The sequence below is a fragment of the Psychrobacter sp. 4Dc genome (genome assembly GCF_002836715.1).
In the GTDB taxonomy this organism is placed as follows: Bacteria; Pseudomonadota; Gammaproteobacteria; order Pseudomonadales; family Moraxellaceae; genus Psychrobacter.
The window spans coordinates 1-20229 of record NZ_PJAT01000142.1 but is presented as its reverse complement, the minus strand read 5'-3'; the positions used below and the strand labels follow the sequence as shown (position 1 = coordinate 20229).

At 41.7% G+C, this 20229-nt stretch carries 15 protein-coding genes; 14 read left to right on the top strand and 1 reads right to left on the bottom strand.

Annotated features, from left to right (window positions below; all coding sequences use genetic code 11):
- Positions 1 to 163: 163 nt before the first annotated feature.
- Positions 164 to 799 (top strand): hypothetical protein, encoded by a 636-nt coding sequence (locus tag CXF61_RS12300; protein WP_165598399.1) that lies wholly within the window; start codon positions 164 to 166, stop codon positions 797 to 799.
- A gap of 156 nt (positions 800 to 955) precedes the next feature.
- Here the strand turns inward: CXF61_RS12300 and CXF61_RS12295 are convergent, their stop codons facing one another.
- The gene (locus CXF61_RS12295) at positions 956 to 1594 is read right to left on the bottom strand and encodes a TetR/AcrR family transcriptional regulator (RefSeq protein WP_165598398.1); all 639 of its coding nucleotides are present in this window, start codon (positions 1592 to 1594) and stop codon (positions 956 to 958) included.
- 273 nt (positions 1595 to 1867) lie between these two features.
- Here CXF61_RS12295 and CXF61_RS12290 point away from each other — a divergent pair, with 273 nt between their 5' ends.
- From CXF61_RS12290 to CXF61_RS12230, 13 genes are all read left to right on the top strand, one after another.
- The gene (locus tag CXF61_RS12290) at positions 1868 to 3019 is read left to right on the top strand and encodes an acyl-CoA dehydrogenase family protein (RefSeq protein ID WP_165598397.1); all 1152 of its coding nucleotides are present in this window, start codon (positions 1868 to 1870) and stop codon (positions 3017 to 3019) included.
- A gap of 61 nt (positions 3020 to 3080) precedes the next feature.
- Positions 3081 to 4289, top strand: coding sequence for an acetyl-CoA C-acetyltransferase (locus CXF61_RS12285; protein WP_165598396.1), 1209 nt, complete (start codon positions 3081 to 3083; stop codon positions 4287 to 4289).
- A 75-nt stretch (positions 4290 to 4364) separates the two neighbouring features.
- Positions 4365 to 6563 (top strand): 3-hydroxyacyl-CoA dehydrogenase NAD-binding domain-containing protein, encoded by a 2199-nt coding sequence (locus CXF61_RS12280; RefSeq protein ID WP_165598408.1) that lies wholly within the window; start codon positions 4365 to 4367, stop codon positions 6561 to 6563.
- Entirely contained in the window at positions 6556 to 7695 is a 1140-nt protein-coding gene (locus CXF61_RS12275; protein WP_165598395.1) for a CaiB/BaiF CoA transferase family protein, read from the top strand. Before CXF61_RS12280 ends, CXF61_RS12275 begins: the two co-directional genes overlap by 8 nt.
- Positions 7696 to 7911: 216 nt before the next feature.
- Positions 7912 to 8616: a hypothetical protein gene (locus tag CXF61_RS12270; protein WP_165598394.1), complete on the top strand. Its 705-nt coding sequence runs from the start codon at positions 7912 to 7914 to the stop codon at positions 8614 to 8616.
- 613 nt (positions 8617 to 9229) lie between these two features.
- Positions 9230 to 10309, top strand: coding sequence for a polysaccharide biosynthesis/export family protein (locus tag CXF61_RS12265; RefSeq protein WP_227526685.1), 1080 nt, complete (start codon positions 9230 to 9232; stop codon positions 10307 to 10309).
- 89 nt (positions 10310 to 10398) lie between these two features.
- Positions 10399 to 10830 (top strand): low molecular weight protein-tyrosine-phosphatase, encoded by a 432-nt coding sequence (locus CXF61_RS12260; RefSeq protein WP_165598392.1) that lies wholly within the window; start codon positions 10399 to 10401, stop codon positions 10828 to 10830.
- 82 nt (positions 10831 to 10912) lie between these two features.
- Positions 10913 to 13207, top strand: a complete 2295-nt coding sequence (locus CXF61_RS12255; protein ID WP_165598391.1) for a polysaccharide biosynthesis tyrosine autokinase — start codon at positions 10913 to 10915, stop codon at positions 13205 to 13207.
- A 136-nt stretch (positions 13208 to 13343) separates the two neighbouring features.
- A complete protein-coding gene (locus CXF61_RS12250) occupies positions 13344 to 15323 on the top strand; it encodes a polysaccharide biosynthesis protein (protein ID WP_165598390.1) in 1980 nt (659 codons plus the stop codon).
- A 57-nt stretch (positions 15324 to 15380) separates the two neighbouring features.
- Positions 15381 to 16394 (top strand): UDP-glucose 4-epimerase GalE, encoded by a 1014-nt coding sequence (gene galE, locus CXF61_RS12245; protein WP_165598389.1) that lies wholly within the window; start codon positions 15381 to 15383, stop codon positions 16392 to 16394.
- 40 nt (positions 16395 to 16434) lie between these two features.
- The gene (gene tviB, locus CXF61_RS12240; RefSeq protein WP_165598388.1) at positions 16435 to 17712 is read left to right on the top strand and encodes a Vi polysaccharide biosynthesis UDP-N-acetylglucosamine C-6 dehydrogenase TviB; all 1278 of its coding nucleotides are present in this window, start codon (positions 16435 to 16437) and stop codon (positions 17710 to 17712) included.
- A 36-nt stretch (positions 17713 to 17748) separates the two neighbouring features.
- Positions 17749 to 18780, top strand: coding sequence for an NAD-dependent epimerase/dehydratase family protein (locus CXF61_RS12235; RefSeq protein ID WP_193834229.1), 1032 nt, complete (start codon positions 17749 to 17751; stop codon positions 18778 to 18780).
- Position 18781: 1 nt separating this feature from the next.
- The coding region (locus CXF61_RS12230) for an MATE family efflux transporter (protein WP_165598386.1) at positions 18782 to 20229 on the top strand (1448 nt) is incomplete at its 3' end.

The following is a 20229-nucleotide window of genomic DNA, read 5'->3' as shown; positions in this document are numbered from 1 at the left end:
GGCGGCATGACAAACCTTGCAACTTCCAGCACGATATAAAACAACTCTGGTAAAGCGCATGAGCCTGTACTCCGACAACCTCATTTGTGCCTGATTTTTTGCCTATTTGGGCGTATATCATACTTTTTCGTCGGAGTTACAGGAGTCTAAGGTGTTCAATATCATGAGCCACATTGCTAACCCATCTAAATATACCCGTCGTTATCACCCACGCCATTCTCTAGCGCAATATATTATCAATCAAATAGAGTCGCTTGAGCTGCGTCCGCAAGATATCGTCAAGCAAATGGGCTATCCTCTTAAACATACCATACCTGCCTATGACCGCCTGCGCCATGTACTGTCGCATAGGTATCTTGGACTTGATGGCAGCTATATGGACAAATACTTTACCGCTGATGGGTTTTTGGCAAAACTATTTGCCGTGCTTGAGATACCGTATCAGCCATTCGCAGAAGATATTGCTCAGATTAAAAATGACTTGGCGAATTACTCCACTACGCTACCCAAATATAGCTTACGAGCGGAAATGGATTTTACATTTACCAGTGCTGATAACTGGATGTCTCGTGGTGCGGCTTCACGTTTTGCGCAAGTGCACTTGCCTAGCGGTTTTGCCAAACTAGACGAAGCTCAACGTAAATCAGTGATTCAAGACAGCATCTGCGAGCATTATCAGCAGTATGAGGGCAGTTTGCCATACGATGGTGTTATCAAAGGTTATCGACTGACTATTGAACAAAACAACCATGTGGTTGATGGTGCAGATTATGGCTTACCAAAATCCAGCAGTATCTAAAATATTTTAAATAGGTAAGCATCACGACCTGTTCATTGTATTGACTGAAAATAAGTATAAAAAAGCCTCACTGTATCGTGGGGCTTTTTGGTTTTTTACGTTATGTTTTCTTGTAAGAGTCAGATACTGCTAAATGTCAGTTTTATAAAACTCATTTTAGGCCTCAGGTTTAGAGATGGCGCGCCATAAAATCACAAATAGCGCATCAAATTCTGCATTAATAGGCGTCTCTGTTTGGCGAATGGTATGCATTAAGCCAAGTCGACTGATAAATCCCATAAACACATCGAAGAGTATGTGCAAAGGAACGGTGTCGTTGAGCACCCCACGATTTTGACCATCTTCTAGTACCGCTAAAAACGCGCCAATTAACTCTTTGTTTTCATAGATTGCGATATTGCGTATCCGCGAGGCCGACACAGAAGACAGCACCATCACCGCATCTGGATGCGAGTCGACAAAATCAAAGCAGACCCACAACGTCTTACGTAGACGATCTTGTACGCTATCAATCCCTTGCAGATGATCCATGATGCGAGCGGCTAATCTGCCGAGCACAATATCCATAATGGTATAAAACAGCGTTTGCTTGTCCCCGAAGTACTTGTAGAGCGTTTGCAAGGAAACGTTTGCAGACTTTGCAATCTGCGCCATCGTCACCTCATTGGCGTCAAATCCTGCAAAGACTTTACGAACAGCTTGTTCAATTTTATCCAAAGTTGCGGGCCGCATATCGGATAGGGGCGCTAGAGATCGAGTCTGCGTGAGGCTATCTGACTGATTAAAGGTTTTCATATTTATCGCTTCTTAAAGTATTGGCTATTTGATACGTCCTACCAGTTAAATGATTTGCTCGGTAGTTTAACGTGATTAAATCAATAAGTAATGTAGATTACCATTTTTGTTTAATTGATTGCGAAGTAGTTTTTCGTAGCCTAGTATAAGACTCATATATTAATAAATACAAAGAATTTATAGTATATTTATAACAGTAATATAAATTACCATAGTTTAAAAAATGGCTTAGATATAGCTGTTATTCATTCAATATCGTCAAGGATAGACATCATGAGTATCGAAAAATTCACCCCAAACTGGATGACCGAAGAGCATCAGATGGTGCACGACAGCGCCTTAAAAATGTTTCAATCTTGGGATCCCAAAGATGAGCAGTGGCGCAAAAACGGCATGATCGATCGCGATGCATGGGAAGAGGCAGGCGAGATGGGGTTTTTGTGTGCAGCGATACCAGCTGAGTATGGCGGCGGCGGCGGCGATTTCGGTCATGAAGCGGCGCTTATCTACGCACAGACTGAAGCCAATCAGTCGGGGTTTGGCGGTATGGTGCATTCAGGCATTGTCGCGCCTTATATTTTAGACCACGGTACTGAAGAACAAAAACAAGCTTGGCTACCAAAAATGGCAACGGGCGAATATATCGGCGCTATCGCCATGACCGAGCCTGGCACTGGCTCCGACCTACAAAACATCAAAACCTATGCAGTAAAAGACGGTGATGACTACATTATCAATGGTTCTAAGACTTTTATCACCAATGGTCAGCACGCCAATCTTATCTTATTAGCATGCAAAACAGACCGTGAAAAAGGCGCACAAGGCGTCTCACTTATTATCGTAGAAACAGACAAAGTAGAAGGGTTTGAGCGTGGACGTAATCTCGACAAAATTGGTCTGACCTCTCAAGACACCTCAGAGCTATTCTTTAGCAATGTACGTGTGCCGCAAACCAACCTGTTGGGTACGGTGGAAGGCATGGGCTTTATCCAGATGATGCGGGAGCTGCCACGTGAGCGTTTAATCATTGCGTTATCTGGGGTTGGCTCGATGAAGCTTGCTATCAATCTAACACTAGATTATGTAAAGGGCCGTGAAGCCTTTGGCAAACCTATTTGGAAGTTTCAAAACACGCGTTTTAAAATGGCAGAATGCTATGCTGATTATCTTGCTGCCAGTACCATGTGTGATGCTGCAGTCGATGCGATGTTAGATGGCAAACTGTCTGTACCACATGCGTCATTAATTAAATACTGGGTCACCGAAAAACAGTGCGAAGTCATCGACGAATGCGTGCAGCTGTTTGGTGGCTATGGCTATATGACAGAGTATCCTATCGCACGTTTATATGCTGATGCGCGCGTGCAAAAAATCTATGGCGGTACAAATGAGATTATGAAGGAACTGGCATCACGCTTTATGTAGAAGCTTATATTATAAGACTACGATAATTATTGTTTATTTAAAAATAAAAAAAGGATTTTTTATGACTGAGATTGCTTATATTTATGATGCGATCCGCACGCCACGTGGCAAAGGAAAAAAGGACGGCTCGTTGTATCAGGCATCACCGATTTGGCTGACGCGAACTTTACTAAAAGAAATGCAACAGCGCCACAACTTGGATACCAGTTTGGTCGATGATGTGGTACTTGGCTGTGTGACCCCAGTGGGCGAGCAAGGCTCTGATATTGCGCGTATCGCCGTCATTGATGCTGGTTGGGCACAAAGTGTGGCAGGTCTTACCTTGTCTCGTTTTTGTGCCTCTGGTCTAGAGTCTATTAATCTTGCGGCTGCCAAAATCATGTCAGGTATGGAAGACATGGTAGTGGCAGGCGGTGTGGAGTCTATGAGCCGTGTGCCGATGGGCTCTGATGGCGGTGCTTGGTACATGGATCCGCGTGTGAATGAAGCGACGCATTTCGTGCCACAAGGAGTGGGTGCAGATACCATCGCGACGCTCAAAGGCTTTAGTCGTAATGATGTTGATGCCTTTGCCACTGAGTCACATCGCCGCGCAGCACAGGCTTGGGAGAACGGCTATTATGACAAATCGGTCGTCTCTGTCACCGATATCAATGGCATGATGCTGTTAGATAAAGATGAAACCATCCGTCCTAATACCAATGTCGAGACCTTAGCGGGTCTTAAACCGTCTTTTATTATGCCGGGAAGAATGGGCTTTGATAGCGTTATCTTGGACAGATATACGACAATTGAAAGCGTCAACCACGTACACCATGCGGGTAATTCTTCTGGTATTGTTGATGGGGCTGCCATCTGTTTGGTCGGTAGTGCGACGGCTGGTCAGAAAGCAGGGCTAAAACCACGCGCCAAAATCACGATGGCCTCAGTCATTGGCTCAGAGCCTGCCATTATGCTGACAGGTCCGACACCCGCTTGCCAAAAAGCCCTCGATAAAGCGGGCATGCAAGCCTCTGATATAGACCTGTGGGAGATTAATGAAGCATTCGCTGCTGTACCGATGAATACTGCTGATGATTTTGGACTCTCGCTTGATATTGTCAATGTCAATGGTGGCGCAATCGCTATGGGTCATCCGCTTGGCGCAACAGGCGCGATGCTCATGACGACAGTCCTTGATGAGTTAGAACGTCGCGACTTACAGATCGCTATGATTACGCTATGTGTGGGCGGTGGTATGGGCATTGCCACCATTATCGAGCGTGTCTAACTTTTCTCTAAAATAGACTAAAAACCAATTAGACTAAAACGCAATATACAAAGAATCATTTAAGGGATAAAAATGATGACAAACAATCAGGCAGCTAACCAAACAGTAGATAGCGTGACCGCCATTAATGCACTAGAAAACTTCTCCGGCCAGCGTGATGACGATGGTATCGTCACCGTCACGATTGACCAAAGCAAACGAAAAATGAATGTCATCGGTGATAGCTTTACGGAGTCGTTCGCCACGATAGTTGATAGTTTCATCAATGATGATTCAGCTACAGGCTTGATTCTCACATCGGCCAAAGAAACCTTTGTGGTTGGCGCAGATATCGATCAATTGAACCAGATAAAGACAGCTCAGCAAGCATTTGCATTGACCGAAGAACTAAAAGGGAGTTTGCGTACGCTTGAAATGTCAGGTAAACCCGTCGTCGCTGCTATGACAGGAAACGCATTAGGCGGTGGTTTAGAGTTGGCACTTGCCTGTCATTATCGTATTGCCATTGACACGCCTAAGACCAAGCTTGGTTTGCCTGAGGTGAAACTGGGCTTGCTACCTGGCGGCGGCGGTACTCAGCGCTTACCAAGGTTGGTCGGTATTCAAATGGCACTGGAGCTGATGACTCAGGGCAAAGAATTACGCCCAGCAGCGGCAAAAGACATCGGACTTATTGATGCGACTGTCACTGATCGAGCAGATATGTTAAGGCAAGCTAAAGACTGGATTCAAAATAATCCAAGCGCTCAGCAGCCATGGGATAAGAAAGGCTTTAAAATCCCTGGCGGCGATAGCAAGCATCCAAAAGTAGTGCCTATATTCTCTATCGCCCCAGCCATGGCCAATCAGAAGTCACATGGCAACTATCCTGCGATCACTCATATTATGTCTTGTGTGTTTGAAGGGTGCTTAGTAGACATCGATACAGGGCTTGAAATTGAGTCGCGTTATTTTGCCGCTTGCGTACTGTCTGCTGAATCTAAAAACATGATTAACACCTTATGGACGCAGCTGAATAGTATCAAAAAAGGTCAATCTCGGCCTCAAGGCTTTGAACGCACAACCACCAAAAAAGTCGGTATCTTGGGCGCTGGCATGATGGGCGCAGGCATTGCTTATGTCACTGCCAAAGCAGGTATAGATGTCGTTTTATTGGACACAGAAATTGCCAATGCTGAAAAAGGCAAAGCGTATTCTGTCAATATTTTGGATAAAGCCATTAGCAGAAAGCGTGCTACCGAAGAGAAAAAACAAGTTTTCTTAGAACGTATCACGCCAACAGTTTCTTACGATGATTTGGCAGATTGTGATCTTATTATCGAAGCAGTGTTTGAAAACCGAGAAATCAAAGCCAAGTGTACCCAGCAAAGTGAGGCAGTGATTCCAAGCACGGCCGTCTATGCGTCTAATACCTCAACGCTACCGATTACTGGATTGGCAAAAGCCAGTACGCGCCCAAACCAGTTCATCGGTCTGCATTTTTTCTCGCCAGTAGACAAGATGCCGCTGGTTGAGATTATCATGGGCGAGCAAACCGACGATGCGACATTGGCCAAAGCTTTCGACTATGTTGTACAAATAGGTAAAACGCCTATCGTCGTCAATGATAGTCATGGCTTCTATACCTCGCGGGTATTTGGTACCTATGTGTCAGAGGGCATTGCGATGCTAGGAGAGGGTGTGCATCCGCGTAGCATTGAAGTTGCCGGTATGAAAACAGGTATGCCGATGCCGCCCTTAGCATTACAAGATGAAGTGTCATTAAGCCTCGCATTGCATGTCAGCGAACAGCAGCAAGCGGATATGGTAGCCGAAGGTAAGCCAATCGTAGTGCGTCCTTCTTATGAAATACTAAAAACACTGGTCAATGAGCATGGGCGCGAAGGTAAGAAAAATGGCAAAGGATTCTATGACTATCCAACAGAGGGTGATAAACATCTATGGCCTGAGCTGGTAAATTTATATTCGCCAAAATCGGAGCAACTCTCGCAGCAAGACTTGGTCGATCGCCTGATGTTTATTCAAGCCAATGAATCTGCTAAATGCTATGAAGAAAATGTTGTGCGCTCAGTTGCCGACACCAATATAGGGTCTATCTTTGGATGGGGGTTTGCACCGCAGCATGGCGGTACGCTACAGTTTATCAATGCAATGGGCGTGAGTGTATTTGTTGAGCGGAGTCGTGAGCTGGCTGCGAAATACGGCAAACGTTTTGAGCCTGCTCAAATCTTGTTAGATATGGCAGTCAAAGGCGAGGCGTTCTCTGATGACTGATGTGTATGTATCAAATCATGATCAAATGGCTGACTGTCTACAAGGGTTACGAGTGGTCGATCTGACTCGTAACCTACCTGGGCCTTTTGCCACGCGTTTGCTTGCGGATTTGGGCACGGACGTCCTTAAAATCGAACCCAAACAAGGTGATCCTGCTCGGGTATTTGGTGAATTATTCGCAGCTCTGAACCACGGTAAGACTACCGAAAAATATGATTTTCATGATTCCAAAGCGATTGAAGCTATAAAAGCACATCTTAAAGAGGCTGATGTGATGCTAGATAGCTTTCGCCCAGGTGTCTTGGCAGAAATGGGGCTAGATGCTAAGACCTTGCATGCCATCAATCCAAAGCTAGTAATAGTGTCAATCACTGGCTATGGTGTAGCAGGCAATTACGTAAAAGAAGGTATTTACTTAGAAGATGCTGACTCAAAAAATGGCTCTCAAGTGAATCGTGACTGGGCCAATAAGGCAGGTCATGATATCAATTTTATGGCTATGAGCGGTGTACTAGATCAGCTAAGAACAGCGCAGGGTGAGCAGGCTATGCCCAATATCCAGTTTGCGGATTTGGCAGGTGGTAGTGACACAGCCGTGATAGCATTGTTGGCTGCTGTATTTGCCGCCCAGCGTAGGGGCAGGGGACGACACATTGCTATTAGTATGACGCACAGTTTGTACAATCATATGGTCATGCCAAAGGTCACAGGAAAACTGATTAATAGCCTTTCAGGAGATGGCTTAAATGACACTCTACTGCCGCAGCATGATTTTTTAGGCGGTGCATTACCATGCTATCGATTGTACCAAACCGCTGATCAGCGTCATATGGCGGTTGGTTCCTTGGAGCTGAAATTTTGGCAAGGTCTATGTGAGGTATTGGAGCTGCCGTCGCTTAAAGAAATACACTGGCAACTTGGTATCATGCCCAATAGACCCGAGAGTGAAGCCGCGACCAACACAATCGCGGAAAAATTTGCCAGTCAAACGCTTGAGTATTGGCAACTTGTATTTTCAGTAACGGATGTCTGTGTGACCCCTGTGTTGAGTCTACATGAAGCTAGAGCTCACCCTTTATTTGCACATCAAGATGAACATCATGCGACGTCAGGGTGGCAGCAAGTGAATTAATAATTAGTCTGTATTATTCTGACTGCCTGTCTAAACCAGAGTGATTGAACTTGTATATTTATAACTGTCTATCTAAAATTGCCTGAATAAGAGACAATACGCCCATAAATCCTAAAGTTTTACGGTACTGAAGCATAGTAGCGCGTTCAAAAGCTCTTAGAGATTGAGCAACACAGACATTTAATAAATTTAACTCAAGCAAAAAGGCAGTTCTGAATGACCAAACATAACCCGTATAATTTTTTACCTTTGCAGCCAACAGGTAGAAACGAGACTAATACTGCTAATACCTATGCTCCTGAAGATATGATTAAAATATACGAGCAGCAGTTTCTCATTCAAGTGCCTGAAGAAGAGCTGACCGAGTTTTTGCCAGCGTTAAAAGCATTCTATGATATCGATAACCATACCTTAGATGTCAGTGCCATTATTTTTGATGCAATTGCAGACTCTGCTATCATTTATAATCACAAAGTTAAAGTCGGCGAATATCAGATATTAGGTGAGTTGATAGAAGAAGCGATTGAATATGATGAAGACAATAAAAGTGATGAAAGCACTGAAAACGAAGAGATTCAAGCCTATACATTAGAGTGCCAACGTACATTTTTCATCAATGATGTAGAAATACCTTATCATTTTAACCTATTTATTTATGGCGACGGTTATTCTACTTTAACCAAAAAAGAAACCGTACTAGAAAAAATGTATTGGTTTGTCAGAGGTAGGTTTGAAGAGGATTTGCTAGATGACGCTGAAGATAACGACAGCTTAGAATCTATTAATGCGCAACTAGCCAGTTTAGGCATTCGTGAAATGGATCTGACGACTGTGAATGAGATAATCAACTATGTAGAAGGCAGCATCATTGACGATCCTATGGTGGACGAGCTTAATAAGCTGTTAGATGATGCTGAGTAGTGTGGAAGATAAGTTAGTAGAACGAGCAAAATTTATGTTTGTAAATGCTATAAAACAATGAGTTATCCTAAGCTATCTAGGGTAATTTCACATTCTGAATATTCATTCGAAATTTTGTGTATAGGGTCTTAGGTCAGGTATCTGATTGAATAGCTATATATAATTATATTAAAAAATGTTTTAAAAACTCCTAATAGCCTCTAAGCGTTATGAAAAAAAGCCTAACTACTCTTATCAGGAGTAGTTAGGCTTTTTAGTTTTATTATGAACTTTTGTTTATCTAAGTTATTTTCAGTTTTCTGAAAATTATTAATTAAAAAACCAACAATGATCTTAATATGGCAAATAGGTAATGTAATGTTTTTGTTAAGAAAAATCTATCGAATAAAAAAATGCAAGTGATTATTAGATATTGCTATATAGTAATTTTGATTGTAAATAGTGTATAAAATACGTAAAATTGTGATAGCATAGTGCCTCTTTTATTGTTGATAAGCCTATTTGTAAAACTTCTGTTTGGGTTTTCTTTGAAATCAGTATAGTTTTTTGTGGTAGCCATTCTTTGTAGCTGCTGTTTGTTACCGTGTAGTGTATTGTCTTAAAGGGTTTTATTATGGGGCAGTCTTTTAGGTTATTGAGTGCATCAGGTTTGTTGCTTGCTATCTTGTGGTCCGCTGGATGTGTAACAACGACTATTAATGCTGGGCTACAAGCTGGAGACCTACCACCAGTAGGTGACTTTACTGCTGAAAATGGTCTACAGTTTAATATTCAGCCGCTAAACTTAACGACATTACCAGCGCCTCAGGTGACTCGCCCTAATAATGATATTTATCAGCTGATTAATAGCTCAAAAAAGATAGAGTACAGCATTTCTACAGGAGATGTTCTCAGTATCATTTTGACTGCTTATCCTGATATTAATGCGGCATCCTCGTCGCTATCCGTCGATCAGCAGGGCTTTGTACAGTTTCCTTTAGTAGGAAGAGTAAAAGCGGCTGGTTTGAGTGTGCCTCAGTTTACTGCTTCTCTAAAAAGTCAGCTACAACGCTATCTGAAATATTCAGACCCGCAAGTAAAAATAATCAATTATCGTGGTAATAAATTCTTTATCGATGGCGAGGTCAAGCAGCCAGGTGAATTCGTAATTGATGACGCTCCTGTATCGCTGTACAGCGCGATATCAAAAGCGGGCGGCGCGACAGAGACAGGTGATTCAAATAGTATTGTCCTCAACCGTAATGGCCGCAACTATAACATCGGGCTACAAACTTTACGTCAAATAGGCTCATCGGGTAATCAGATATACATCCAAGATGGCGACTCTATTCATGTCAACAGCCAAAGCCGCAATCAAGTCTATGTATTAGGTGAGTTTGGTCAAGTAGAGCCAGTACCGATCTTGGAGCAAGGGTTGAGCCTGGCGCAAGTAATGGGTGAGACCAAAGGGTTGAACCCTCTCACAGCCAATGCGGCAAAAATATATGTCGTTCGTGACAACCCTGAATATCAGCGTACTAATATCTATTATATCGATATGCAAACCATTACCAATCTTGCCATTGCCAACCGTTTTGAGATGCAGCCCAATGATATTCTGTATGTTGATCCTACTGGCTTGACACGTTGGAACCGAGTTATCAGCTCGATATTACCATCAACGACAGCGATCAGAAGCTTTGCAACCTTATAGCTGCTAGTGTATCTAGCATAGTAAAAAAGTTATTAATAGGATCGCTACTGACGGTAATGAGTCATTGTTTGAAATAGTGGATAGTTATTATGGCATTTGAAAATATTCTGGTGGTTTGTGTGGGCAATATCTGTCGTAGCCCTATTGCTAAAACGATATTAGCGCAGCAGTATCCTCATAAAACGATCGACTCTGCTGGACTGTCTGCTTTGGTTGGTAACGGTGCTGATGCCAATGCCTTAGCCGTCATGTCAGCGCTAGGTATAGATATGTCTAAGCATATTGCCAAGCAGATTGATGAGACGCTAGTGATGCGGGCTGATCTGATTTTGACAATGTCTGAGAAACAGACTAAATGGATTGAAGACCGTTGGCCACATTGCCGCGGCAAAACCTTCCGAATTGGCCATTGGATCGATCAAGATATTGCTGATCCATATCGCCACGAGCTCTCAGTATTTGAAGACACTCGGCAAGATATCTTTGACAGTTTGAAACCATGGGCCAATAAGATTAGCTAAGCATTTACTATCATTGATTCGATACAGAATCACTGGCAATAAAATAAATAAGCCTCTATCTTACTTTAATGAACTAACCTTTATGATTAAAGATTCATCGAATACATCTAAAAACACTATTGAAAAAGACGATGACGAAATCGATCTGATGGCGCTGCTTTGGGTGTTATTGCGTGGTTGGAAGATCGTACTGTTCTTTGCACTATTAGGCTTAGTCATTGGGGTTTTGTATAGCCGCTATGTCAATCCCACCTTTAAATCGGATGCGCTAATACAGATTGAAGAGAACAGTCAAGGTATCGCAGCATTGGGTGAGAATATTTCTGAGTTAGTAGGCTCTGAAGCAAGCAAGGCTCAGACTGAGGCTGAGCTGATCAGATCGCGAATGATTTTAGAGCCAGTAGTCACGCTATTACATTTACGTATTAAGCTAACTGACCCTAATATTGGGGCAGTAGATAAAATCAAAACCAATCGCATTGATAGTCAGATCAATACTCCAGAAGGAGTGTCTTTAGATAGCGAGCAGGGCCGTGTACAAGTCAGTCAGTTTGATGTATCACGCGCTTATTTAAACCGCCCATTTACGCTAACCAAATCAGAGACAGGTTTTGTATTGACAGATGGCTTTGATGAGTTCAAAGGTCAAATCGGTCAAGCACATAAGTTCCGTGGTAACGATGGCCAGATACATATTACAGTCAATGACCTACCTGATGAGAGTTACCCGATAGCAATCAGTAAGCAGTCGCTAAAAGCGACCACAGACAGTATCAATAGTGCGTTGTCAGTGGTAGAGCAAGGCAAGCAAACAGGTATTATTCAGCTGTCTATGACCGGCAATAGTCAAGAGCAAGTCACAAATGTGCTGAATCAAATTGTGCTTTCGTATATTGAGCAAAACCAATCACGTGGCTCAGAAGAAACCACCAAAACGCTTACTTTTATGGAAACTCAGATACCAGCACTCAAAGAAAAACTTGAGAGTTCTGAAGCGGTTTTTAATGAATTCCGTAAAGAGTATGGCACGATTGATGTGGCCAAAGAGGCTGAACTGCTACTGACAGAAAACTCGCAAATCGATACACAGCTCAATGAGTTAAAACTAAAAAAAGCAGATCTGACTACTTACTATACTAATGAACATCCGTTGGTTGTACAAATTAATGAGCAACTTGCTGTGCTTAATAGTCGTAAACGAGACATTGATAGTACGATAGCTGGTTTACCTGAGATTCAAAGAGAGTTTTTAAAGTTATCAGAAGACACTGCAATCAACAGAGAGATCTACCTTACGCTACTAAAAAACTATGAACAACTTAAGATCGTCAAAGCAGGCCAGATTGGCTTTGCACGTATTATTGACTTACCGATTAGCACATATAAAGCCATCGCACCTAAAAAGCTACAAATAATCATATTGGCGTTATTGCTAGGTGCGATGTTGGGCACAATGCTAGTGCTGCTGAAGAACCTAATCAGAAATGTAGTAAAAGACCCTGAACGTATAGAAGTAAAGACAGGTATTCCAGTAGTCGCTACGATACCGCGCTCACCTTTGCTATCAAGAATTGGTAAAAATAAGCAAGCGAGTAATCGCTTATTGGCTCATATCGATCACAATAGTATGAGCTACGAAGCCATAAAAAGCCTGAGAACAAGTTTGGTTTTCTCAATGCCGAAACAGACTAGTGTGTTTGAGAATAACCACGATAATAACGGTACGACGTTTATTCGCGAAGGCAAGATTATCTTGGTGACTGGGGAGAGCCCAGGTGTAGGTAAGTCATTTATCAGTGCTAACCTAGCAGAAGTATTTGCTCAATTGAACAAAAAGGTGCTAGTGGTCGATGGAGATATGCGCTTAGGTGAGCTGCATAAGATATTCAACTTAAGTCAAGATAATGGTTTGGCCGATTATTTAACGGAAGGTCATAGCCGTTTGAGTAAACTGGAAAAATCCATGCCAGTGCAGCCTATTGCCGACCCAAGTATTGAAAGCTTTATTCATCCAACAGGTATCAGTGATATTGATTTCATACCGCGTGGTCGACATCCACACAATCCGGCCTCGCTTCTCATGAGCGAAAGATTTACACAGTTAATGACCGTACTCAAGACTCAATACGATTATATCGTTATCGATTCACCACCAGTACTGGCTGCGTCAGATTCGCTTATATTAGCGCAAAATGCTGACAAGGTGTTGATGGTCACACGCTATGATAAATCTATAGAAGGTCAGGTCACTTATGCGGTCAAACAAATGCACAAGGCCAATATACAAGTAGACGGTATTATTTTGAACGATGTACAACAAGGCTTAATGGATAAGTATAGTTATCACTATAGTTATGCTTATGGCGATACTAAGTAGTTAATGATAGCTCTTAATAATTAGTAGCTATCAATCATTAGTAGCTCTTAAATTAACGTACAGGCAGTTACGAATAAGCGCTAAATACTCAAAATAAGTTCGTTTTTGGTCATGCCAATAGGTAAAGTTGGAAATTATGTCGTTACAGTCAAACGTGGATGATAGTCATCGTTCTTCTAGCAATATTAATAATTCAGCTGATACCAAAACCTCTTGGCATTACCGTAGCACAAATTGGTTGTTGTCGCTGCCACGTGGTGTGAAGCGCGCTATATTGATCGGTGCTGACTTGTTAATGTCTATGCTTAGCTTATTTTTGGCAGTGGCCCTACGCTATGGCTATATTGCCAATCATATTAGCCCTGCTACGCTGTTCTGTTATGCAACAATTCCGGTCATTGGTTTATACGTGATTGGCTTTTACAAAGGGGTTTCGCGCGTCTTTTTTGATGCGGTGATGCGCCACGTCTTGCAGCTATTTGTGGTACTGATCTTGGCCTATCAGTTGATTATATTCCTGGATTGGCTACCGGGTATGCCGCGCTCAACGCCTATTCTCTATTTGTTCTTATTGTTTATTTGGTTATGGAACAGTCGTCTTACAATTAAAGAGTTATTGGCACGTTGGCAAGGTAAACGTCATAGCCGTAGTAAGCAATATGGTGAGCCCGAAAATATAATTATTTATGGTGCAGGGTTAGCTGGACAAGAGCTGTTTGAAGGGATAAGACATTCACATAAGTATCATATCGTCGGTTTCATCGATGATAATACTCAGCTCACAGGTGCTCATTTTTCGGGTAAGAAAATTTACCATGCTAGTGAACTGATTGAGCTGGTCGAGCGTTTGAATATTGCACAGGTATTTTTGGCATTGCCATCGGTTAGTCTTTCTCATCGTCGTAAAATCATTGATCAGCTCGCTGATGTATCAGTAAAAATCAAACAATTACCGAGTCTACAAGAGCTCGCTGACGAAAAAGTCACAGTCAGTACCATGCGTCAGGTCGATATCCTCGATGTACTGGATAGGCAGACAGTAGAGCCAAACGAATACTTATTACAGCAAAATATAACGAATAAATGTGTATTGGTCACTGGAGCAGGCGGCTCTATCGGTAGCGAGCTGTGTAGACAGATCGTCAAAAACAAGCCACGCTGCCTAGTATTGTATGAGCTATCAGAATATGCGCTATATAGTATCCATCAAGAGCTAATGGCTAAGGTAGCGAGCAAGGATGTATATAAAAGCATCGAGATTATCGCTATCATCGGTAATGTGACTAATGAAGCCAATCTGACTCGAGTAATGAGTGACTATAGTATTCAGACCGTCTATCATGCAGCAGCATATAAGCATGTGCCTATCGTCGAGCATAACCCTTTTGAAGGTGCGATAAATAACAGCAAGGGCACGTATCACTGTGCCCGCGCTGCAATCGAAGCCAAGGTGGAGACTTTTGTCTTAATATCTACTGACAAAGCGGTAAGACCAACTAATGTCATGGGTGCAACCAAACGCTTAGCAGAGCTGGTCTGTCAAGGCCTGAGTCAAGATCCTGCTAACAGTGGTACTTGTATCAGCATGGTGCGATTTGGCAATGTGCTTGGCTCGTCAGGTTCAGTAGTGCCACTGTTCACCAAACAGATAGAGCAGGGTAAGCCTATTACGGTCACACATCCAGATGTCACGCGCTACTTCATGACGATACCAGAAGCGGCCAACTTAGTGATTCAAGCAGGGGCGATGGCAGCAGGCGGTGAAGTATTCGTCCTCGATATGGGTACGCCAGTCAAAATCGTTGATTTGGCCCGTCGAATGATACATTTGAGCGGCTACGAGGTAAAAGAAGATGAGCATCCAGAAGGCGATATAGAGATCGTATATACGGGCCTAAGACCAGGTGAAAAGCTGTACGAAGAGCTAATTATTGGTGAAGATAATGTACAAGAAACGTCTCATCCGCTCATCATGCAGGCGATGGAACATAGCTATCCGCTATCTGACATTGAGGCAATACTGGTACAGTTCGTTGATAGGGCAAATCAGCATGATGTGGTATGGCTCAAGCAGCAGTTTAAGCAGCTTGTAGCAGGTTATCAATCGGCTCCGTAATCAGACATTTTAGTAAAACTCTTCGAAAACAGAATTAAATTTTATAAGGTGCTTTCTATGATTCTATTGACAGGCGGAGCAGGTTACATAGGTTCCCATATGCTACTGAAATTACTAGAATCGAATCACAAAGTAGTTATTTTAGATAACCTATTAAATAGTAGTTACGAGTCTATCAAGAGAGTCGAAGCTCTAAGTAATAAACAATGTATATTTGTTGAAGGTGATATAAGAGATAGTGAATGCCTGAATAGTATTTTTGATAAATATAATATCGATGCTGTCCTCCACTTTGCAGGTCTAAAAGCAGTAGGTGAAAGTACTGAAAAGCCATTGTTGTATTTTGATAATAATATCAACGGAAGCTTACAGTTATTGAGTTCTATGCAAAAACATAACGTAAAGAAAATAGTATTTAGCTCTTCTGCTACCGTATATGGCGATCCAGACGAATTACCAATTTCTGAAGAATGCCCTATGTCTATGCCTACGAACCCTTACGGCTATACAAAAATGGCGGTAGAGCAAATGCTAATGCAGGTAGTAGAGTCTGACCCTACTTGGTCAGTAGCTACGTTGAGGTATTTTAACCCAGTTGGCGCACATGATAGTGGCATGATAGGTGAAGACCCTAATGGCACTCCCAATAATCTTTTGCCCTATATCGCTCAGGTTGCAGTTGGTAAAAGAGATAAACTCTCTGTCTATGGTAATGATTATGCTACCCATGATGGGACAGGTATACGCGATTATATACATGTCATGGACTTGGTTGAAGGGCACTTAAGCGCATTAGATTATATAGTCAACAATCTAGGGTACCATGTATGGAATCTAGGAACTGGTAGCGGCTATTCTGTTTTAGATATGGTGAAAGCATTTGAAAAAGCCAGTAACACTAACATCCCCTATCAAATTGTAGAGAAAAGAGCTGGTGATATTGCTAGTTGTTATGCTGATGCGACTAAAGCTCATCAACAATTAAATTGGTTTACTCAAAGGCCTATTGAAGAGATGATGAAAGATACTTGGCGATGGCAATCTCAAAACCCTGATGGTTATACTAATTAGAAGTATCTATTGATTAATAGATACTATACAGAGAAAACTTATGCATTATATTAAAAATTTAAAAATTGCGGTCATCGGTATTGGTCATGTTGGTCTACCGCGAGCGGTTGAGTTTGGTAAGCATCACTCAGTTGTCGGCTTTGATATTAATACTGATCGTATAGCTGAACTAATATCAGGTACAGATCATACTTTAGAAATAAATAATGAAGAGTTATCTCAAGCAACACATTTGAGTTTCAGTTCAGAAATAGCGGATCTCCAAGAATGCAATTTCTTTATTGTGACTGTACCAACACCTATCGATGAGTATAAACAGCCAGATCTCACACCATTAGTGAAAGCATCCGAAGCTATCGGCAGCTTGCTTAAAAAAGATGACATAGTTGTTTATGAATCTACTGTGTACCCTGGCGCAACTGAAGAAGTATGTATTCCAGTATTGGAGCATGTTTCTGGACTTATCTTTAATCAGGACTTTTATGCAGGATATAGTCCTGAGCGTATCAACCCAGGAGATAAGGAGCATAGAGTTACTAATATTTTGAAGGTAACTGCAGGTTCTACACCTGAAGTCGCAGACTTCATCGATAGTGTTTATAACTTGATTATTACCGCTGGTACACATAAGGCACCAAGCATTAAAGTAGCAGAAGCGGCTAAGGTCATTGAAAATACCCAGCGCGATGTCAATATTGCCCTTATCAATGAGCTTGCCGTTATCTTTAACAAAATGAATATCGATACCCAAGCAGTGCTAGAAGCTGCTGGTACTAAGTGGAACTTTTTACCGTTTCGTCCGGGTTTAGTTGGCGGTCATTGTATCGGTGTCGATCCGTATTATTTGACCCATAAGGCACAGGCTATTGGCTACAACCCTGAGATTATACTAGCGGGTCGACGTTTAAATGACAGTATGGGTGAGTATGTCGTCACCCAATTGGTCAAGACCATGATTAAAAAGCGCATACAAGTAGAGGGTGCCAAGGTTTTAATCTTGGGATTAACTTTCAAAGAAAACTGTCCCGACGTACGCAATACCAAAGTCATCGATATCGTTCATGAGCTACAGGAATATAATATCGAGGTCGATGTTCACGATCCTTGGATAGATACTAATGAGGCTGAGCGAGAATACGATATCACGCCTATCTCTCAACCATCATCACATCAATACGACGGTATTATTTTAGCAGTTGCTCATCAGCAGTTTGTAGAGATGGGTATAGAGAGCATTAGAGCTTTTGGTAAAAGCCATCATGTTCTCTACGATCTAAAGTATATTTTTACTAAAGATGAAACTGACATACGCCTTTAAATCTGCAAAACAATACGGAAAATAATCGTTATGACAGTGACCACCTATCAACAAGTGACAGATATATTAGTCAATGAACCAAAGACCTGGCTCATCACAGGGGTCGCAGGATTTATAGGATCTAATTTACTAGAAACGCTATTATTACTTAATCAAAAAGTAGTCGGTCTAGATAACTTCGCCACGGGTTTTCAGCATAATTTAGATGAAGTTCAATCACTGATCACTGCCGAGCAATGGCAGCGCTTTACCTTTATAGAAGGCGACATACGCAATTTAACAGACTGTCAGACGGCGTGTACAGGCGTAGATTATGTGTTACATCAAGCGGCATTAGGCTCGGTACCGCGCTCTATTGCCGATCCTATCAATACCAATGACACCAACATATCAGGTTTTTTAAACATGCTGATCGCTGCACGTGATGCAAAGGTCGCTAGCTTTACTTATGCTGCCAGTAGCTCAACTTATGGCGATCATCCAGCATTGCCAAAAGTAGAAGATGCTATTGGTAATCCTTTATCGCCATATGCAGTGACTAAATATGTCAATGAGCTATATGCAGATGTATTCTCACGTACTTATGGCTTTAAGACGATTGGGCTACGTTACTTCAATATCTTTGGTAAGCGTCAAACCCCTGATGGTGCCTATGCGGCGGTGATACCAAAATGGACGGCCGCTATGATCGCAGGTGATGAGGTATTCATCAATGGCGATGGCGATACCAGCCGCGACTTTAACTTCATTGAAAACGCAGTACAAGCTAATATTTTGGCAGCGACTGCTACTGAGGAAGCCAAAAATCAGGTCTACAATGTAGCTGTTGGTGGTCGTACTACCCTGAATACGCTGTTTTCAGCACTGAAAGAACATTTAAGTGCTAATGGCGTTAGCTATACTCAAGACCCAGTCTATCGAGATTTTAGAGCAGGAGATGTGCGTCATAGTCAGGCTGATATTAGCAAGATACAGAATGCGTTAGGCTATGCGCCACAGTTCGATATTATTCAAGGTATTGAGAAAGCGATGCCTTGGTATGTGAACGATATTATTGCTAATACCTAAAATGGAAAATAACAAATACAAACGCATGGCAAAAAATGCAGGCATGCTATATTTCCGTATGCTGCTTACCATGGCGGTTGCCCTGTACACTTCAAGGGTTATATTACAAACTCTTGGAGTTGAAGATTATGGTATTTATAATGTAGTCGCTGGCTTTGTAACGATGCTAGGTTTTTTAAACAGTGCCATGTCGTCAGCAACGCAACGATTTTTGGCGTTTGAGTTAGGAAAGTCAGATACTAAAGATGTTCGCGGTATATTTAGTATGAGTATAAATATCCACGTCCTTATTGCTTTATTTGTCTTTGTTTTGGGTGAAACTGTAGGGCTTTGGTTCGTGAGGACACAGCTAACAATACCTATAGATAGAATGATAGCCGCAGAGTGGGTATTTCATTTAGCGTTGTTATCATTCATGATAACGATAATTAGTGTGCCTTATAATGCACTAATTATCGCCCATGAGCGAATGAAAGTATTTGCATGGGTTAGTATTTTGGATGTGACGCTAAAATTATTAATTGTCTTTATGCTAAGCTGGTTTGGCATGGATAAGCTAGTTCTATATGGATTACTCAGCCTTTCAGTTGTATTTGTTATAGCTATGGTTTATCGCGTCTACTGTAAGAATAAATTTGCAGAATCGCGATTCAGGCTGTATTGGGATAAGAAATTATTTCATACCATGCTTTCTTATACGGGTTGGAATCTTTGGGGAAATATCGCTGCAGTAATGAGTGGGCAAGGGGTAAACGTACTTTTAAATATATTTTTTGGTCCAACAGTGAATGCTGCGAGAGCGATTGCGATGCAAGTATCTGGAGCTTTGAATAGCTTTGTACAGAACTTACAAGTAGCGATAAATCCGCAAATTATAAAATCGTATGCAGCAGAAGATATGGCTTATATGCATCAGCTTGTCTGTTACGGTGCAAAGTATAATTTCTTTTTATTATTTCTATTATCGATGCCAGTCTTGATAAACACTGAGACAGTTTTACAAATTTGGTTGGGTATTGTGCCTGAATATACATCAGTATTTATACAGCTAATTATATTTAATATCTTAATAGACTGTATATCTGCACCTCTAATCACATCAGCACAGGCTACTGGAAAGATAAAACTGTATCAAATCATAGTAGGTGGTCTTTTGCTATTAAATCTGCCTTTATCCTATTTAGTGCTTAGAACTGGTGCAGAGCCTTATAGTGTAATATACATGGGTATATTGGTGTCTGTACTCGCATTAATAGCAAGATTAATAATACTTAAAAAATTAGTATCTTTGCCAGTTAAAAAATACATCAAAGATGTTTTAGGTCGTGCAGTACTAATTATTCTGTCTGTTTCAGTATTGTATTACTTGTTATTTGAATTTCTGCTAATCCGAAATGGATTTTGGTGGGACTCGATATTTATATCTATATGTGTGCTATTTACTATAAT

Bases quoted from the DNA above. Each gene is read 5' to 3' on its own strand.
- CXF61_RS12280 (WP_165598408.1), top strand. From the start codon at position 4,365: ATGACAAACAATCAGGCAGCTAACCAAACAGTAGATAGCGTGACCGCC.
- CXF61_RS12295 (WP_165598398.1), bottom strand. From the start codon at position 1,594: ATGAAAACCTTTAATCAGTCAGATAGCCTCACGCAGACTCGATCTCTA.
- CXF61_RS12265 (WP_227526685.1), top strand. From the start codon at position 9,230: ATGGGGCAGTCTTTTAGGTTATTGAGTGCATCAGGTTTGTTGCTTGCT.
- CXF61_RS12300 (WP_165598399.1), top strand. From the start codon at position 164: ATGAGCCACATTGCTAACCCATCTAAATATACCCGTCGTTATCACCCA.
- CXF61_RS12260 (WP_165598392.1), top strand. From the start codon at position 10,399: ATGGCATTTGAAAATATTCTGGTGGTTTGTGTGGGCAATATCTGTCGT.
- CXF61_RS12255 (WP_165598391.1), top strand. From the start codon at position 10,913: ATGATTAAAGATTCATCGAATACATCTAAAAACACTATTGAAAAAGAC.
- CXF61_RS12290 (WP_165598397.1), top strand. From the start codon at position 1,868: ATGAGTATCGAAAAATTCACCCCAAACTGGATGACCGAAGAGCATCAG.
- galE (WP_165598389.1), top strand. From the start codon at position 15,381: ATGATTCTATTGACAGGCGGAGCAGGTTACATAGGTTCCCATATGCTA.
- CXF61_RS12250 (WP_165598390.1), top strand. From the start codon at position 13,344: ATGTCGTTACAGTCAAACGTGGATGATAGTCATCGTTCTTCTAGCAAT.
- tviB (WP_165598388.1), top strand. From the start codon at position 16,435: ATGCATTATATTAAAAATTTAAAAATTGCGGTCATCGGTATTGGTCAT.
- CXF61_RS12275 (WP_165598395.1), top strand. From the start codon at position 6,556: ATGACTGATGTGTATGTATCAAATCATGATCAAATGGCTGACTGTCTA.
- CXF61_RS12285 (WP_165598396.1), top strand. From the start codon at position 3,081: ATGACTGAGATTGCTTATATTTATGATGCGATCCGCACGCCACGTGGC.
- CXF61_RS12270 (WP_165598394.1), top strand. From the start codon at position 7,912: ATGACCAAACATAACCCGTATAATTTTTTACCTTTGCAGCCAACAGGT.